This is a genomic window from Luteibacter sp. KNZ12-1A (assembly GCF_056755675.1).
The window spans coordinates 1-16,899 of the sequence record NZ_JBPGXU010000017.1 but is presented as its reverse complement, the minus strand read 5'-3'; the positions used below and the strand labels follow the sequence as shown (position 1 = coordinate 16,899).

Below are 16,899 nucleotides of genomic sequence, written 5' to 3'. Positions count from 1 at the left end.
CATCAAGCGAGGGCGGCGACCAGCGCACGGACAGTGTCGACATCCGTGCGGATCTCGCCCGCGCCCATGCCTAGCGCGTCGCCGGGCGCGCGGCGCATCGCCGAGGGAAGGCGTTTCTTCGCCGACGCGTGGAACTCGCGGGCGCGCGTGGCTTCGCGAAGCGCCAGGACATTGCCCGGCTCGATGCCCGCTCCCGGCATCACCACGATCCGTCCCCCCGCCTGCGCCACGAGCCGCGCGATGGACGAGGCACCGGCCACCGCGCTCTGCATGCCGCCGGAGGTGAGCACACGCTCGAACCCGAGATCGATCACTGTTTCCAGCGCGGAGGACTGGTCCTCGACCAGGTCGAACGCGCGATGGAAGGTGAGCCCCATGCCTTCGGCCGCGCGTACGAACAGGGCGCAGACGTCCACATCCACTTCGCCTTCGGAAGTGAGCGCGCCGACGACCACGCCATCGCAACCGAGCGCCCGGCAATGCGCGATGTCGTCGAGCATCGCCTCGACCTCCGCATTCTCGTAGACGAAGTCGCCCGCGCGCGGGCGGATCAACACATAGAGCGGAATGTCCAGGCCTTCGCGCGCCAGCGCGATCGTGCCGTGCGAAGGAGTGACGCCCCCCTCCTCCAGGCAGGCGCACAGTTCGACGCGTCCCGCACCGCCTTCCTGCGCGGCGAACGCCGATGCCACCGAATTGGCCGCGATCTCGAGCAGCGCCATGGTCAATAGCTGCTCTTGCCGGGAATCAACGCGTCCTGCTTCGCCGCGTCGCAAACCGCGTACGAGAAACCCTTCTGGATCGCCCAGGCGCCGACGTTGCCCTTCTTGTCCATCGCGAGAAAGCCGACCTGGAGATCCTTCGCGTTCGGCTTCTTGCGCAGGATGCGCTCGACCGCCTCGCGGCATGCGTCTTCGGGCGAGCGGCCCTGGCGCATCAGTTCCACGACGAGGAAGCTGCCGACGTTGCGGATCACTTCTTCGCCCACGCCGGTCGATGTCGCGCCACCCACGTCGTTATCGACATACAGGCCCGCGCCGATGATGGGACTGTCGCCCACGCGACCGTGCAGCTTCCACGCCATGCCACTGGTGGTGCACGCACCGGACAGGTTGCCCTTGGCGTCGATCGCGAGCATGCCAATCGTGTCGTGGTTGCTGGCATCGCCCGGCGTTCCACCGGGGCCCGCGTTGTAGCTCTTGACCTCGCTATTGGCGACGGGCTTGTACTTCGCCGTCTTCAGCCATTCGTGCCAGGCCTTTTCCGACTCTGGGGTGAGCAGTTCCTCGCGGGGAAAGCCCTGTTCGATCGCGAACTGCAACGCGCCGTCACCCACCAGCAGCACATGGGGCGTGCGCTCCATGACCCGCCGCGCGACGGAGATCGGATGGGCGATGTGCTCGATCGCCGCCACCGCGCCGCAGTTGCCGTTCTCGTCCATGATGCTGGCGTCGAGCGTGACCTTGCCATCGCGATCCGGATACCCGGCACGGCCGACGCTATGGTTGCGCAGGTCGGCTTCCGGTACGCGGGCTCCCTGCTCCACCGCATCCAGCGCGCGCCCGCCGGAGGCGAGCACCTTCCAGGCGGCCTGGTTGGCGGCCACGCCGAAGTCCCAGGTGGAACACACGCGCGGAACCATCCCCGTCGCGGTCGTGGCGGGAGCCGCCTTAGCGATGCCCTTGGCGGCCAGTGCCACGCCGGAGGCGATCGTCGCCCCCTGGAGGAATCGTCTGCGATCCATGGGTTGCCTCATTCGACGACGCGCCGGCCGCGCCATCGCCGATGGTCGCACGGGCGTCGCCACCGTCGCCACCATGAAGGACGCGCCCGTGCCGGAAGTCCCTCTCTGCCTGGTGGAACTCCTGTGCGGCCAGCATCCGCGACCGCGCGGAGCGCGACAACGAGGCCGCGAGGATCGCCATCATCGCGAGCACCATCAGCACCACGAGCAGGATCGCGCCACGCTCAGCGGACCGGCGCACAACCACCCCGGTCCGTCGTGCGGCTATAACGGCGCCCATCCACCGTCCATAACACCACCTCGAGCGCCTTCGCCCTGTTTTCATGGATCGGGGCGAAGGGCACGTGGCGGGGCGTGCCACCGTCGTCCTGTAACAAGGCGACGAACTCGATGCCGACGATGCCGTCGAGATACCTCCCGCACTCCGATCCTTCGCATCGCCAGAGTCCCCCGTCGGCGAACCACTCGGCATGGTCGAGCACCAGTGCCGGCGTGCCGCCATGCACCGTCTGCGTCGTGCAGCCGCGTGCCTCGACGCAACCCTTCCACCGGGCCGACGCGCACAGGTCGCGGGCGATCGCCGCATGCGCCAGCCACACCGCGTCCTCCGTCCTTGTCGCCACACGCTGGCGAACGATGGCAAGCCCCGTGATCGACAAGCCGGTCATGGCCACCGCGGCGACGATCGCGGCCACCGCCAGCCCGACGAGCAGTTCGACCAGCGTCATGCCACGAGCCGTCACGGATCGAACGGCCATGACAGGACCTCGCGCGTCGCCCAGGCGATCCGGATGGCGCACGCCGCCGGCGGCTCGCAGATCACGGAACCGGTGGCGGCCGCTCCCATTCGTTCGATGAGCGCGGCATGAAACACGTGCAGGTCGCTCTCGGAAACGGTGCCGCCGCCGGCGCGGATGCGTGCCTCCAGGCTGACCGCGATCGTGGTCGCCGCGACGAGCCGAGACGCCCTCGCATCGACGGCCATCGACTGCGCGACCCACGTCGCGGTCGACGCACTGCCGATCGCGAACACCGCCAGCGCGACGAGCGATTCGATGAGGGACGAGCCGGAGACCTGTCGCATCCCCACAGGGTCCGATGCCAGCCATGCATACGCTGCCGGAAAACGGCAAAGGCTATCGTCGGAAACCATGCCGCCTGGCGTGGGCATGCGTGGCGAGGCAAGCCTGGTAGGAGCCGACCCTGTCGGCGATGGGTGCTTGCCTCAGCCTGGCCCGCTGCCGCGGGATCGCCGACAAGGTCGGCTCCCACCACTGCAAGATCCCACCATTACAAAGGTCCTACCACCGCCAAAAAAAACCCCGCGCATTCGCGCGGGGTTTTCATGGCACCGATGTCGTGGCGTTCACGCCGCGATTTCGACGCCGGACGCCTGGGCACCCTTCGGCCCATTGGTCACTTCGAACTTCACACGCTGGCCTTCCTGAAGGCTACGGAACCCCTTGGAGTTGATCGCAGAAAAGTGGACGAACACGTCCTCCCCACCGTCCTCGGGCGCGATGAAACCGAAACCCTTGGCATCGTTGAACCACTTGACCGTACCGAAACGCATTGCGGAAACCTCTGGACATGGACTGGAAGCACCCGGATGGCGAGGCGTTCCCCATGGATCCCCTTTGCCTGCCCCCGCGGCGCGCACAAAGTATCATCATGTTTTAGACCAAAGCGCAACTGGGACGCTTTCCCCTCAGGCATCCGCCAGCAAGCGTCCGAGGATCGGCGGTACGTTCGCGGTCGCCGCCGCGAGGTGGGCGAAGATCTCCTCGATGCTTATTTCCGCTTCGTCACCGGCGCCCGCCGCATAGTTGGCGACCAGGGCCAGGCAGGCGAACTCCAGGTCGAGTTCGCGTGCGAGCGCCGCTTCCGGCATGCCGGTCATGCCGACCAGGTCGCAACCGTCGCGTTTCATGCGCGCGATCTCCGCCCGGGTTTCCAGCCGAGGCCCCTGGGTGACGCCATGCACGCCACCGTCGAGGATCGCCAGCCCTTCCGCACGCGCGGCGGCCAGGATCGCCTGGCGCAGGCTTTCCGTGTACGGCTCGCTGAAGTCGATGTGGCGCACTTCCGCCCCGTCGACATCGTTGAAGCTGGTGTAGCGGCCGTGGGTGTAGTCGATGATCTGGTCCGGCACCACGAGGGTGCGCGGGCCCATGTCGTCGCGGATGCCGCCCACCGCGTTCACGGCCACGACGCGGCGTGCGCCGAGCGAATGCAACGCCCACAGGTTCGCCCGGTAGTTCACCCGATGCGGCGGCAGCGTGTGGCTCTCACCATGGCGAGCGAGGAAGGCGAGGCGCTTGCCACGGAAGTCGCCCGTCACGACATCGCCGGAGGCCGGGCCGAAGGGCGTTTCGACCCGTTGGCGTTCGACATTCTCCAGGCCCTCGAAGGCGTACAGGCCGCTACCGCCGATGACGGCGAGATCGATACTCATCGGCGTCAGTCCTTCAGCGCGTAGATGGCCGGCAGGTTGCGCGCCTGCTCGTGGTAGTCCATGCCATAACCGAACACGTAGCGATCGGGAAGGTCGACGCCGTTGAAGTCGGCCTCGATGCCATGCGCACGGCGGCCATGCAGCTTCGTGCAGAGCACGGCCAGCAATACGCGCGATGCGCCCATGTCGAGGCATGCGTCGCGCACCGCCTTCAACGTGTGGCCTTCGTCGAGGATGTCGTCCACCAGCAACACGGTACGGCCGTTCAACGGCACCTCGGGGCGCCGCAGCCAGTGCAGGTCGCTGCCACTGGTCTCGCCGCGGTAACGGGTGGCGTGGACGTAGTCGAACTCGAGGTCGGTCTTGACCGATAACGCGAGCTGGCCGGCGAAGACCAGCGCGCCGTGCATCACGGTGAGGAAGACGGGACGCTCGCCGGCGAGGGCGATGTCGATCTCCTTGCCCATGCGGGCGATTTCGATATCGAGCTGTTCTCGGGTGAACAGGATGTCCGAACGCGCGAGCGCGTCGTCGAGCGAAGCGGCGGTCATGGTCAGGTCAGGGCTCCAGGGCGGTCACGCGCGCGATGAACCGGTCGCGTTGGGGGTTGTCGACAAGGCCTTCCCAGGTCGAACCGATCGCACCGCGCAAGGGGGCGATGCGCTCGGCCGGCGACGGGCGGCGGCCTTCGACCGCTGCGATCGCCTCGGGAACGACGTCGGGAAAGCAGGCGAGCACGATGTCGCAGCCCGCATCGAGGTTCGCGGCCACGCGCGCGGCGATGCCGCCGACGCCGCCGGCCGCGGCCATGCTGATGTCGTCGCCGAACACGCAACCGCGAAAACCGAGTTCGCCGCGCAGGATTTCCTCGATCCAAATGCGCGAATAGCCGGCAGGATGGTCGTCCACGGCGGGGTACCGGACGTGCGCGGCCATGACGGCTTCCGCGCGCGCTTCCATGCCGGCCACGAAGGGCAGCAGGTCGTCGCGCAGGATCTCGTCCTTGCCGCGCGGATCGACGGCGATGGATTCGTGCGTGTCTTCCTTGACCGACCCGTGGCCGGGGAAATGTTTCAGCACGGCCGCCATGCCGCCCAGGTGCATGCCGCGCACGTAGGCCTGCACGAGTTCCGCGGCGATGGCCGGATCGGCGTGGAAGGCACGGTTACCGATGGCCGCGCTGCCGCGTTCGAGATCGGCCACCGGCGCGAAGCTGAAGTCGACGCCGATGGCGCGCATTTCGCTGGCCATGATCCACGCATGTTCCTCGGCGCGATTCACCGCCTCGACGGGATCGCTCTCGTACAACGTGCCGATCGCGGCGAGCGGCGGCAGTCGCGTGAACCCGTCGCGAAAGCGCTGCACGCGTCCTCCTTCCTGGTCGACGCAGACGAGGAAATCGTCACCGGCGACGTCGCGGATGGAGTCGATCAAGGCCGTGACCTGCTCGCGCGAACGGAAGTTGCGCGAGAACAGGATCGTCCCGACCACTCCTGGCGCGGTGAGCCGGCCGTGTTCGTGCGCGGCCAGTTCGGTACCGGCGAGGCCGATGATCAGCATGCGGTGTCCTCCTTCCCTTCCCGCTCGGCGGCCGACCATGCCGCATAGGGCCGGCCGATCAGGTTGACGTTGTAATAGCGGGTCTGTTCGCTCACTTCGACGCCGAGCCAGTCCGGTCGCGGATAGGCGGCGTCGACCGAGGGAAGCTCCACTTCCGCGACGAACAGCCCGGCGTTATCGCCCAGGAACTCGTCGATTTCGAAGTGGGCACCATCGAGCATGACATGGTGACGAATCTTCTCGAGCACGCCATCGGACAGCTCGTGGAGCAGATGCTCCGCATCGGCGAGCGGAATGGCGTATTCGAACTCGTGCCGTTCGATGCCGAGCGTGGCCGACTTGATGTTGAGCCATGCCGCGTCACCGGCGATGCGCACGCGCACCGAACACTTCGCCTGCCCTGCGACGATGGCGGCGGCATTGACGAGGTACCCCTGCGCCATGCGTTCGCTGCGCTCCACGAGGGAACGCCAGCCGTCGTTCGCGAGGAGGAACTTGCGTTCGATTTCGACGCCCATGGGCCTCCGCTCCGTCAGCCGCGCTCGAACAGCGCGATGGATTCGACATGCGCGGTGTGCGGGAACATGTCCATGACACCGGCCGACACGAGCCTGAAGCCGTGCTTCCGCACAAGGATACCCGCGTCGCGCGCCAGCGAGCCGGGATGGCACGAGACGTAGACGACGCGTGAGGTGTCCTTGCGGGGAAGGTATTCCAGCACCTTGTCGGCCCCCGCACGCGGCGGGTCGAGCAGGATCTTGTCCCACGACTGCGTCGCCCACGGCGCCGCGCGCTGGTCTTCGAAAAGGTTGGCGACGCGGAACGAGGCGTTACCCAGGCCGTTACGGGCGGCGTTGGCCGCCGCGCGCTCGACCAGGCCATGCTCGCCTTCCACGCCGACCACTTCCGCGGCGTGCCGGGCGATCGGCAAGGTGAAATTGCCGAGGCCACAGAACAGGTCGAGCACCCGGTCCGCCGGCCGCAGGTCGAGCAGTTCCAGCGTGCGCGCGAGCATGCGCTGGTTCATGCCGGCATTGACTTGCACGAAGTCCAGCGGGAGGAATTCCAGTTCGATGTCGTCGGCCGGCACGGCGAAGGCCAGCCGTGGCGATTCGGGCCAGATCGGATGCACGCTGCTCTGGTTGCCCGGCTGCAGGTAGATCGCCAGGCCATGCTCCTTGCCGAACGCGACCAGGGCCGCCCGGTCCCGCTCCGACAGCGGCACCAGGTGACGGAACACCAGGGCCACGGTGTCGTCACCCGCGGCGAATTCCACCTGCGGGATATCGCGGGCCGCGTCGAGGCCCCCGATCAGCGCGGCGAGCAATCCCACCTTCGGCCCAAGCGCCGGATGGATGACCTCGCAGGTATCGATGTCCGCCACGAAACGCGGATTGGCTTCTTCGCGGAAGCCCACCAGCACGCGCTCCTTCTTCGCGACATGGCGAACCGAGAAGCGCCCCTTGCGCCGATAGCCCCAGGGTTGGTCGGTGAGTGGCGGCAACCACGAGGCGGGACTCGCCTTGCCGATTCGCTCGAAGTTCTCCGCCAGCACGCGTTGCTTGGCGGCGATCTGCGCGGCCGGGTCCATGTGTTGCAGCGAGCAACCACTGCACTGGCCGAAATGCCGGCACTTCGGCACCACGCGCACCGGCGATGCCTCGAGCACCTGTACGATCTCGGCGTCGTCGTAGTTGCGGTGGCGCTTGCGGTACTTCAGCAGTACGCGCTCGCCCGGCAACGCGCCGGAAACGAAGGTGGCCTTGTTGTCGATGCGGGCGACGCCCCGGCCATCGTGGCTGAGGTCGGTGATGGTGGCTTCGAATTCGGTCATGCGCTCAAAACGTAAAGCCCGGACCGCCGACGGCCCGGGCTGGCTGGGAGGACGCGCCGTGAGGCGTGCGATCCTGGCGGAATGCCTACTTGCGCTTCCAGGCGCCGGAGGCATCGCGATAATACCAGCCCGGCGGCGCACGCTGGACCCACCCCTCGGCGAAGGTCTTGCGGATCTGCGGCTCCCACTCGGGGTGACCGTTCGCCGCCGCGATGGCGCGATAGAGCGTGTCGCGGTCGTTGTTTTCCTGCTTGACGAGGCCGTCCGCCTGCGACCGCTGGTCCAGCGGCAAGGCACCCGCATCGCGCACGGCCACCAGGCCATCGGCGGTGAAGCCCACGGCGCCGCTGTCGAACAAGGCCTTCAGCTGGCCACCGAAACGGGCCTTCATGCGTGCCCGGATCGCGTCGGTCTCGGGCGTGCGGACCTGGATGTCCGGCGTTTCCGCCGCCCGCGCGGCGGGAACGACAAGATCGAGCAGCGACGCCGACGGTTGCTTGCCCGGCGCCGGGCGTGCCGGCGCGTCCTTCGCGGGCGAAGGCTTGTCGACCCCGCTTTCGTCGAGGACGTTGCCGATGAACTGGTCCGCGGCCTTCTGTGCCGCCGCCTCGGGGAAGTAGACGTTGATGGTGACGCAGCCGACGAGGGCTACCGCCGCAGCCACAATGAGGCCAATCAGGGATTTACGCATGATTTCCACTCCACTTCCTATCATTGGCTTGCCGGCTTCCGGAGTTATCGCACGACGGGTCCGTCACCTTCCGTGGCGGCTTGCAGGCGGCGGACGAGGGTATGCCAGTCGACTTCCCGCTGGTGTCCCACCACCGTCAATCGGGGCAAACCGCTGCCCTCGACGATAGTGTAGCCATCCTTCGCCGGACCCAGGCCGCCCATGCTGCAGACATCGCCCTTCAGTGTGCACGACAGGCCGATGCGCTTGTAGCCGAAGGTCTTGAACAGCTTCAGCACGGTGCCCTGGAGTCCACCGGCGATACCGCCCCCGCCCACGGAGGTGAGGTTGTTGACCGCTTTCTGGCTGATCCTGCCCCCTTCATCGGCGACGAGGCTGGCCTTGAACGACGCCGGGCTCCAGGCAACCAGGCGGAGGTCGTCGATCGCCCCGTGCAGGCGGCCGGTGATGTCGCCGAAGTCGAACACCGAGGTCAACAGGCCGAGGTCGAGGCCGCGCAGGGCGATGTCTCCGGTCAGCACGGGCGCATCGCCGAACGGACGCGACAGGGTCATGCCGGTGATATCGACGAAGCCGTCGAAGACATTCAGGGACAAGCCGCCAGCCAGTTCCACGCGGTCGTCGACATAGCGCAGCGAGGGCACGGCCCCACCGAGCGTGCCCTTGAACTGTGGCCAGCCGAGCGCGCGACAGAAGGCCGCCATGTCGATCTGGGTAAGCGCCAGCGAGGTTTGCAGCCGCTCGCCGCTGGCGGCGGCCGGGCGCAGGGAGAGCCCGAGGACACGCAACTGGCCGTCGAGGACGGGAATCGCGAACGGCCTGTCCAGCTTCAACGTTCCGCCGGCACTGCGCAAGGATGCCTCCGCCGCGCCATTCGGGATGCGGTAGATCCTCAAGGCGCGCCAGCCGAGCTTCGTCACCGGCCGCTCGTCGGCGGCGCTCCAGTCGACGGAACCGCGCAAGCCATCGATGCCGAGGCGCCCGTCGGACAGTGCCAGGTCGAGACCGCCGGTCTGCATGGCGAAGGCCTTGAGCGCACCGCCTTCCATCGTCATGTGACCGGCCACTTCACCGCTGGCCTGCAAGCCATCGAGGCCGGCATCGCGCAGCAGGCCCTTGCCATAGCGGGTGTAGGCGGCTGGAAAGCGGGCCGTGAACCGGTCGAACCGTAGCCGCGACAAGTCACCCTTGGCGGAGAAGCCGAGTTCGCCTTCGAGCTGCAAGGCGTCGGGATCGGTCAGGCGCAGGCGGGGGATCGCGAGTTCGCCTCTATGGGTACGGATGCCCACCGCCAGCTGCACGGCATGCGCCGGCAAGTCGGCATACAAGGGGCCGAGCAGCAGGTCGCCACCACGCAAGGTGGCGTCGAGGTCGATCGACTGGCCATCGGCGTGACTGTCGACACCGAGGCGGCCGCCCCCGGACAGCGACTGCCCGGCGAGCTTCCCGCCCGGACTGTCGAAGCCGACACCGTCCAGCGCGAACTGGCCCGCCGCCTGGACGCCGTCTTCCAGGATGTCGAGCGCAAGGTCGGCATCGACCCGCCCCGCCGTGGCGCGACCGGACCAGACGGTGGAGAGCAGGCCCTGCAACCATCCCGCGGGGAGGTCCTTCAGGGTGATCTGCGCATGGGTGGGCTGGTCCATCGGCAAGGCCACCTGGGCCGAGGCCTTGTCCTGGCGCAACGATACCTCGAGCGTATTCGCGGCGGCGTCGGCGACGATCCGCACGGTGGCGTTGCCGAGGGCGCCGCCCGGGGCCCCTTTCAATCGGATCGATCCATCGAACACCCAACGGCCGAGTTCATCGCGATCGAGCACGCCGTCCAGGCCCAGGCCGAGCTTGCGCCAGCCCATGGCGGGCATGTCCGCGCGAGCGGCGGTCAACTTCACGTCCAGGCCCTTGCCGCTCGCCGCCGGGTCGATATCGGCCTGCATGCCGGACATCTCCAGTCCTGGCACCTGGAGCGTATCGGCTCCCACCGACAGGCCCGCCTGCGCACCGTTCGCCCACCCCAGGGCGATCGAGACGACGAGCAGCATGATGAACGGGCGGGTTGATACGGGGAGCATGGTCGGCCATTCTGCCAAATCCAGATGAACGACACGGAACGTTGCATGTCGCATGACGCCCCTTTTCTTCACGCCACTTCCGGCGAGCGCCGCTTGCTGGTCGCCGACGACGACCCCTCCACGCGGCAGTTCCTCGCCGGCGCGCTCGGCGGGCACGGTTACAGGGTGACCCTCGCATGTGACGGCGCGGAGGCATTGTCGCTAGGGCGCGCCGAATGGTTCGATGCCCTCATTCTCGATTGCCGCATGCCCCACGCAGGCGCCATCGACGTGCTGTCCACGCTGCGTGCCGATGCCGGCTCGGCCTCGCGGGAGGCGACCGCGCTGGCGACCAGCGCGGAAGTGCCCTCCAGCCTACGTGCGGAATTACTCAAGGCGGGATTCGCGGGGATCATCGAGAAACCCTGCCGCATCGCCTCGGTGGTCGATGCCCTGGCGGCCACGCTGGGTATCGATGGGCAGCTTCGGGTGCTGGACGACCAGGCGGGCCTCACCGCCGCGGGCGACACGGCGACCATGCAGGCACTGCGCATGCTGCTTCGCGCCGAACTCGTGGAACTGGCGGTGGAGCTGGACACCGTGGCGGCCGATCCGGGCGCCCTCGTGGAGCGCATGCACCGGCTGCGTTCCGCATGCGGTTTCTGTGGCGCCGCGCGGCTGGGGACGCAGGCCAAGGTACTGCAGGCACATGTGCGGGAAACGCGCGCGGTGGTGCCGGATGCACTGGCGCGGTTCCGGGAGGAACTCGATGCGACGCTGGCCGCGTTGCCGGGCTGAACGCAAGCCCGTCAGCGAAGCACCCGCCACGCGCGCAGTTCGCCACCGCCGAGGTGAAAGCCGATCACCTGGCGCATCATGCGCCGCAGTGATGCGAGCCCGGCGGCGTCGGGCGGCTGGTCGGCGGCCAGCGCCAGCAGATCGACACCGCGGATCGCCTGTGGATCGCCGACGCGCCCCGGCATGACGCCGGATTCCGGGTCGTAGAAGTACGTCGCCGTGGGTTCCAGCGGCTCGCCCTGGACCGCGTCCACATCCAGCTGCAGCGCATACCCCAGCGAGTCGAGCATGTCGCGCTCGAAGCGCCTCAGGGTCCAGGCCAGGGGTTCGCCCGCCGCCATGCGCCGCAACGTGCGTTCGTAGAAGGCGAACAGTTCCACGTTGGGATCTTGTCGCCCGGTGAGCCGGACCACCAGTTCGTTGAGGTACAGGCCCGCGAGTCCCGCGTCGCCTGTCAGCCTCATCACCGCGCCGGAAGGTTCGGCGCCGCGAAGCGTGGCCAGTTCGCCCTTCAGGAGCATGTCAAGCTGGATACGCTGGAACGGCTCGAGCTGGGCGCGTTGCAGGCGCGCCCGCTCCTTGCGCACTCCCCGCGCGACGACGCCGATGCGGCCGTAGTCGGGGGTCAGGCACTCGACCAGCAACGAGGTTTCCCGGTAGGGCCGGGCGTGCAGGACGAAGGCGGGTTGTTGCTCGATGCGCATCGCGGCCGGCGGCCGGCCCTTTTATTCGTAGCCGAAACGCTTGAGCAGGTTTTCGTCGTCGGCCCAGCCCTCGCGCACCTTGACCCACAGCTTGAGGAAGACCTTGCGTTCGAACAGGTTCTCCATCTGTTTGCGCGCCGACGTGCCGATGGCCTTCAGCTGCGCGCCGCCCTCGCCGATGACGATGGCCTTCTGCCCGTCGCGCTCGACCCAGATCACGGCGTGCACTTCGGCGATGCCGTCGGGACGGTCCTGGAAGGCTTCGATTTCCACCGTGGTGGCGTACGGCAGTTCCTGGTCCAGCCGCAGCATCAGCTGCTCGCGGACCATCTCCGCGGCGAGGAAGCGTTCGCTGCGATCGGTGATCTCGTCTTCGCCGTAGATCGCGGCCTGTTCCGGCAGCCGCTTCAGGATGCCCTTCTCCAGGCCGGAAAGGCCCTTGGACTTCAACGCGCTGACGTAATAGACGTCGTCGAACGGATGCTTCTGCATCAGGTCGGCGACGAAGGGCAACATGACCGTCTTGTCCTTCTGCAGGTCGACCTTGTTGATCGCCAGCAGCTTCGGCATGTCCTTTTGTTCGGCGAGCGCCGCGTACATCGTCGCGTCCTCGTCGGTCCAGCGGCCTGCCTCGATCACCTGCACGGCCAGGTCGACCTCGGTGATCGCCGCGCGCGCGGCGCGATTGAGGCTGCGGTTCATCGCCCGCTTGCCGCCACGGTGCAAGCCCGGGGTGTCCACGTAGAGGATCTGCCCCTGGGGTTTGCTGGCGATACCGAGGATGCGATGGCGCGTGGTCTGCGGACGGTGGCTGACGATGCTCAGGCGCACGCCGATCAGGGCGTTGAGCAGCGTCGACTTGCCGACGTTGGGACGGCCGACGAGGGCCACGTAACCGCAGCGGAAGTCGTCGTCGACGACGGAGTCGTGTTCAGTGATGTCGATGTCATTCATATCTTGGTTTCCAGCAGACGGCGAAGCACCGCTTCAGCGGCGTCCTGCTCGGCGGCGCGCCGGCTGCCACCGTGTCCTTCGACGCGGATGGGCTCGGGTTCGTCGATGGAACAGCTGACATCGAAGATCTTGGCATGGTCTTCGCCGTAGCTGTCGGTGAGTTCGTAAACGGGCAGCGCCAGGCCCCTGCCCTGCAACCACTCCTGCAGGCGCGTCTTCGCGTCCTTGCTGGAACGTTTGATTTCCGCCACGCGGGGCATGAACAGCCTGCGTACGACCTGACGGCAGGCATCGTATCCATCGTCGAGGTAGACAGCCGCCACCAGGGCTTCGAAGGCGTCGGCCAGGATCGAATCCCGCCGGTAGCCGCCGCTCTTGAGCTCGCCCGGCCCCAGCTTGAGGATATCCCCCAGTTCGAGTTCACGCGCGATCACCGCCAGGGCCTGGCCGTTGACCAGCTGCGCGCGCAACCGCGAGAGTTCGCCTTCACTCGCGTTAGGGTGGGCCTCGAAGAGCAATTCGGCCACCGTGACGCCCAGCAGGGCGTCACCGAGGAATTCCAGGCGCTCGTTGTTCGGCCGGCCGGCGCTTCGATGGGTCAGCGCGAGGGCCGCGAGGTCGGGGTTACGGAAGGAATGGGGAAACTGCACGATCGCTCGTTACATGGACGGATTCCTCAACTGCACGGCGTTGTCGAAGTGCAGGAGGAAGTCGATGTTGTAGATGAAATGGATTTGCTTCTCGTAGTTCACGTTCAGCGTGGCGCCGTTGCCGCTACGGTCGAGCGTGATGTCCTTGGGCTGGATCGTCGCGTCGTCGACGTACTGGAAGCCCATCTTGAAGATCAGGTCGCGGCGGATGCTGTCGAGATCCTGCGTGTTGCCGCTCGTCGCCAGCTGGCTCATCGCCTTCTTCACGCCGAAGAACTCGATGTAGGCCGGCACGAGCTTCATGGCCATGAAGGCGAAGAAGCCCAGCACGAGCAGCACGATGACGAAGCCGATGAGAGTAATACCCGATTGCCTGGATTTCATGATCGTGTCCCGCCGCCGCGGCGGCTCCCCTGTTCAAGACGGTGAATGCGTGCGGGGCGCGATACGCGCCCCGCAGCGGAGATTACCTCGTCCGGCGCCATCCGCAACGCCCGCCGGCGTGACGGAGGCCTCCGTTCGGTCAATGGATGACCTTGCCCATCTTGGAAAAATCGATCCAACCGTTGCCCGGGCCGCGCCAGGCGAGCCAGACGAAGAACGCCTTGCCGACCAGGTTCTGCTCGGGCATGCAGCCCCACCAGCGGCTGTCGGTGCTGTTCATGCGGTTGTCGCCCATGACGATATAGCAGCCCTTGGGCACCTCGGACGGGACGGCGGCGTTGGGGATGTCCTGGGGCATGTTGAACGCCGGGGTCAGCGCGATCGTATGGTTGATGCTGCCCAGGTGCTCCGTGTAGAGCTTCGACCCGTAGGTCATCAGCAGGCGGTCCTCGGGACGGTTCATGCTGCCCTTGAACGGGCCGATCTCGTCCGCCCCCACGCGTTCGCCATTGATGTACAGCTCGCTGCCACGGGTTTCGATGCGGTCGCCCGGCAGGCCGATCACCCGCTTGATCCAGTTCTCGCTGGCCACCGGGGCATGCGGGTCCTGGCAGGAGATGTCGCCGCTACGGACGGTCTTGCCGTTTTCGTCCTTGCACACGTAGCCGGGGAAGCGGAAGACCACGACGTCGCCACGGCGGGGTTCGCCGTTCTCGACCAGCTTGTTGTTGAAGGCCGGCATGCGCAGGCCATAGGCGAACTTGTTGACCAGGATGAAGTCGCCGACGTCGAGCGTCGGCATCATCGAGCCGGAAGGGATACGGAAGGGCTCGGCCACGAACGAACGCAGGATGAGCACCACCAGGATCACCGGGAACAACGAGCGGGCCCAGTCGACCGGCCAGGGTTCCGGTTGCTCCGTACCGGCGGCCTCCGCCCGGGCGCGACGCGCCTTCACAAGGAACAGGCGATCGAACAGCCAGATCACTCCGAAGAGGACCGTGAGGCCGAGTAGGATCGCCGAAAAATCGAATGCCGCCATGCCAACTCCATCAGTCGTGTCGAGGGGCCGTGAGGCCCATTCCGGCGCATCCGGCGCCGGGGTTCCATAGGTGAAAGGTCATGCCGCGACGGCGGCGCTCACTTGTCCACCTTGAGCACGGCCAGGAACGCTTCCTGTGGGATCTCCACGCTGCCGACCTGCTTCATGCGCTTCTTGCCTTCCTTTTGTTTCTCAAGCAGCTTCTTCTTGCGCGATACGTCGCCGCCATAGCACTTGGCGAGGACGTTCTTGCGTAGCGCCTTCACCGTGGACCGGGCGATGACGGCAGCGCCGATCGCCGCCTGGATGGCCACGTCGAACTGCTGGCGCGGGATCAGATCCTTCATCCGCTCCACAAGTTCCCGGCCACGGCGGTCGGCGTGCGAGCGATGCACGATCAGGCTCAGTGCATCCACGCGATCGCCATTGATCAGGATGTCCACCCGCACGAACGGGCCCGCGTCGAAGCGTTCCAGGTGATAGTCCATGGACGCATAACCGCGCGAAACGGATTTCAGGCGATCGAAGAAGTCGAGGACGACCTCGGCCAGGGGCAATTCATAGGTGACCTGCACCTGGGTGGCCAGGTACTGGATGGTCCGCTGCACGCCGCGCTTCTCTTCGCACAGCTTGATCACGTTGCCGACATAGTCGCCCGGCGTGAGGATGGTCGCGACGATGATCGGTTCGCGAATCTCGGTGATCTGCTGCGGTGGCGGAAGCTTCGCCGGGTTGTCCATGGCGAGCACGGTGCCGTCGGTCTTCAGCACCTCGTAGACCACCGTCGGCGCGGTGGTGATGAGATCGAGGTCGTACTCGCGCTCCAGGCGCTCCTGCACGATTTCCATGTGCAGCATGCCGAGGAAGCCGCAACGGAAACCGAAGCCCATCGCCTCGGAGCTTTCAGGCTCGAAGAACATGGCGGCGTCGTTGAGGCGCAGTTTGTCCAGCGCCTCGCGCAGCGCGGGGTAATCGTCGGCCGACACCGGGAAGAGACCGGCGAACACGCGCGGCTTCATGGTCTGGAAGCCCGGCAGCGGAGCCGCCGCCGGCTTGCCCGCGTGGGTGAGCGTATCGCCCACCGGCGCGCCGTGGACGTCCTTGATCGAGGCGTTGATCCAGCCGACCTCGCCGGCCGCGAGCCGTTCGAGCTTTTTCCGCTTCGGGGTGAACACGCCGACATCGTCGACGAGATGCGTACGGCCGGTGGACATGACCAGGATCTTGTCACCGGGGCGGATCTCGCCCTGCATGACGCGGACCAGCGAGACGACGCCGAGGTAGTTGTCGAACCAGGAGTCGATGATCAGCGCCTGCAGCTTGTCCGTATCGCCCGGCTTCGGTGCGGGAATGCGCTGGATGATGGCTTCCAGCACCTCGACCACGTTCTGGCCGGTCTTCGCGCTGACGGGAATCGCGTCGCTGGCATCCAGGCCGATGACGGCCTCGATCTCGGCCTTGGCCTTCTCGATGTCCGCCGTGGGCAGGTCGATCTTGTTGAGGACCGGGATCACTTCCAGGCCCTGCTCGATCGCCGTGTAGCAGTTGGCGACGGACTGCGCCTCGACGCCTTGTGCGGCATCGACGACCAGCAGCGCGCCTTCGCACGCGGACAACGAGCGGCTGACCTCGTACGAGAAGTCGACGTGCCCCGGGGTATCGATGAAGTTCAGCTGATAGATCTTGCCGTCGCGCGCCTTGTACGGCAGCGACACCGACTGGGCCTTGATGGTAATGCCACGCTCGCGCTCGATGGGATTGTTGTCGAGCACCTGCGCTTCCATTTCGCGCTCGGACAACCCGCCGCACAACTGGATGATGCGGTCGGCCAGGGTCGACTTGCCGTGGTCGATGTGGGCAATGATGGAGAAGTTGCGGATGAGTTCCATGGAGCGCCGTGGTCACGTTCACCATCGCTCGCGGCGCGAACGACGCGCGCCCGCCATTTTGCAAAACCGAATCACCCATAATAGAAAGGAAAGTCTACCCCACCACCACCCCCCCCCCCCCCCCCCACAGGAAAGAAATAAAA

20 protein-coding genes are annotated in these 16,899 nt (G+C 66.8%); 1 reads left to right on the top strand and 19 read right to left on the bottom strand.

What is annotated here, in order from left to right:
* Nucleotides 1–2 precede the first annotated feature (2 nt).
* The 13 genes from ACR9ZJ_RS05930 to ACR9ZJ_RS05870 all read right to left on the bottom strand — a co-directional run bounded on the left by ACR9ZJ_RS05930 (nt 3) and on the right by ACR9ZJ_RS05870 (nt 10,356).
* Nucleotides 3–722, bottom strand: coding sequence for a copper homeostasis protein CutC (locus tag ACR9ZJ_RS05930; protein WP_481280067.1), 720 nt, complete (start codon nt 720–722; stop codon nt 3–5).
* 2 nt (nt 723–724) lie between these two features.
* A complete protein-coding gene (locus tag ACR9ZJ_RS05925) occupies nt 725–1,744 on the bottom strand; it encodes a glycosylasparaginase (RefSeq protein WP_481280066.1) in 1,020 nt (339 codons plus the stop codon).
* Complete coding sequence (locus ACR9ZJ_RS05920; protein ID WP_481287162.1) at nt 1,671–1,985, bottom strand: hypothetical protein; 315 nt, start codon at nt 1,983–1,985, stop codon at nt 1,671–1,673. The genes ACR9ZJ_RS05925 and ACR9ZJ_RS05920 overlap by 74 nt, the downstream gene beginning before the upstream one ends.
* Nucleotides 1,969–2,502 carry a PulJ/GspJ family protein gene (locus ACR9ZJ_RS05915; RefSeq protein WP_481287161.1) on the bottom strand — a complete coding sequence of 178 codons (534 nt, stop codon included), beginning with the start codon at nt 2,500–2,502 and terminating at the stop codon, nt 1,969–1,971. Before ACR9ZJ_RS05915 ends, ACR9ZJ_RS05920 begins: the two co-directional genes overlap by 17 nt.
* Nucleotides 2,484–2,828, bottom strand: a complete 345-nt coding sequence (locus tag ACR9ZJ_RS05910; protein ID WP_481287160.1) for a type IV pilus modification PilV family protein — start codon at nt 2,826–2,828, stop codon at nt 2,484–2,486. The genes ACR9ZJ_RS05915 and ACR9ZJ_RS05910 overlap by 19 nt, the downstream gene beginning before the upstream one ends.
* Nucleotides 2,829–3,110: 282 nt before the next feature.
* Nucleotides 3,111–3,317 carry a cold-shock protein gene (locus tag ACR9ZJ_RS05905; protein WP_306846354.1) on the bottom strand — a complete coding sequence of 69 codons (207 nt, stop codon included), beginning with the start codon at nt 3,315–3,317 and terminating at the stop codon, nt 3,111–3,113.
* A gap of 135 nt (nt 3,318–3,452) precedes the next feature.
* A complete protein-coding gene (locus ACR9ZJ_RS05900; RefSeq protein WP_481280062.1) occupies nt 3,453–4,199 on the bottom strand; it encodes an S-methyl-5'-thioinosine phosphorylase in 747 nt (248 codons plus the stop codon).
* Nucleotides 4,200–4,204: 5 nt separating this feature from the next.
* Nucleotides 4,205–4,750, bottom strand: a complete 546-nt coding sequence (locus ACR9ZJ_RS05895; RefSeq protein WP_426284899.1) for a hypoxanthine-guanine phosphoribosyltransferase — start codon at nt 4,748–4,750, stop codon at nt 4,205–4,207.
* A 7-nt stretch (nt 4,751–4,757) separates the two neighbouring features.
* Nucleotides 4,758–5,759: a beta-N-acetylhexosaminidase gene (gene nagZ / locus ACR9ZJ_RS05890; RefSeq protein WP_481287159.1), complete on the bottom strand. Its 1,002-nt coding sequence runs from the start codon at nt 5,757–5,759 to the stop codon at nt 4,758–4,760.
* Complete coding sequence (locus ACR9ZJ_RS05885; protein ID WP_481287158.1) at nt 5,753–6,277, bottom strand: CYTH domain-containing protein; 525 nt, start codon at nt 6,275–6,277, stop codon at nt 5,753–5,755. Before ACR9ZJ_RS05885 ends, nagZ begins: the two co-directional genes overlap by 7 nt.
* A gap of 14 nt (nt 6,278–6,291) precedes the next feature.
* On the bottom strand, nt 6,292–7,593 hold the full coding sequence (gene rlmD / locus ACR9ZJ_RS05880; RefSeq protein ID WP_481287157.1) for a 23S rRNA (uracil(1939)-C(5))-methyltransferase RlmD: 1,302 nt from the start codon (nt 7,591–7,593) through the stop codon (nt 6,292–6,294).
* 85 nt (nt 7,594–7,678) lie between these two features.
* The gene (locus ACR9ZJ_RS05875) at nt 7,679–8,284 is read right to left on the bottom strand and encodes a YdbL family probable chaperone protein (protein WP_481287156.1); all 606 of its coding nucleotides are present in this window, start codon (nt 8,282–8,284) and stop codon (nt 7,679–7,681) included.
* 44 nt (nt 8,285–8,328) lie between these two features.
* Complete coding sequence (locus tag ACR9ZJ_RS05870) at nt 8,329–10,356, bottom strand: translocation/assembly module TamB domain-containing protein (RefSeq protein WP_481280057.1); 2,028 nt, start codon at nt 10,354–10,356, stop codon at nt 8,329–8,331.
* A gap of 45 nt (nt 10,357–10,401) precedes the next feature.
* Between ACR9ZJ_RS05870 and ACR9ZJ_RS05865 the strand changes: the two genes are divergently transcribed.
* Nucleotides 10,402–11,133, top strand: coding sequence for a response regulator (locus ACR9ZJ_RS05865; RefSeq protein ID WP_481287155.1), 732 nt, complete (start codon nt 10,402–10,404; stop codon nt 11,131–11,133).
* 11 nt (nt 11,134–11,144) lie between these two features.
* On the opposite strand, the gene recO is transcribed toward ACR9ZJ_RS05865, so the two are convergent.
* The 6 genes from recO to lepA all read right to left on the bottom strand — a co-directional run bounded on the left by recO (nt 11,145) and on the right by lepA (nt 16,756).
* Nucleotides 11,145–11,837, bottom strand: coding sequence for a DNA repair protein RecO (gene recO, locus ACR9ZJ_RS05860; protein WP_481280055.1), 693 nt, complete (start codon nt 11,835–11,837; stop codon nt 11,145–11,147).
* Between the two features lie 21 nt (nt 11,838–11,858).
* Nucleotides 11,859–12,791, bottom strand: a complete 933-nt coding sequence (gene era / locus ACR9ZJ_RS05855) for a GTPase Era (RefSeq protein ID WP_371025037.1) — start codon at nt 12,789–12,791, stop codon at nt 11,859–11,861.
* Entirely contained in the window at nt 12,788–13,444 is a 657-nt protein-coding gene (gene rnc / locus ACR9ZJ_RS05850) for a ribonuclease III (protein ID WP_481282684.1), read from the bottom strand. The genes era and rnc overlap by 4 nt, the downstream gene beginning before the upstream one ends.
* 6 nt (nt 13,445–13,450) lie before the next feature.
* On the bottom strand, nt 13,451–13,825 hold the full coding sequence (locus tag ACR9ZJ_RS05845) for a DUF4845 domain-containing protein (protein ID WP_306846329.1): 375 nt from the start codon (nt 13,823–13,825) through the stop codon (nt 13,451–13,453).
* A 139-nt stretch (nt 13,826–13,964) separates the two neighbouring features.
* On the bottom strand, nt 13,965–14,867 hold the full coding sequence (gene lepB, locus ACR9ZJ_RS05840) for a signal peptidase I (protein ID WP_481280054.1): 903 nt from the start codon (nt 14,865–14,867) through the stop codon (nt 13,965–13,967).
* 98 nt (nt 14,868–14,965) lie between these two features.
* Nucleotides 14,966–16,756: a translation elongation factor 4 gene (gene lepA / locus ACR9ZJ_RS05835; RefSeq protein ID WP_481287154.1), complete on the bottom strand. Its 1,791-nt coding sequence runs from the start codon at nt 16,754–16,756 to the stop codon at nt 14,966–14,968.
* Nucleotides 16,757–16,899 lie beyond the last annotated feature (143 nt).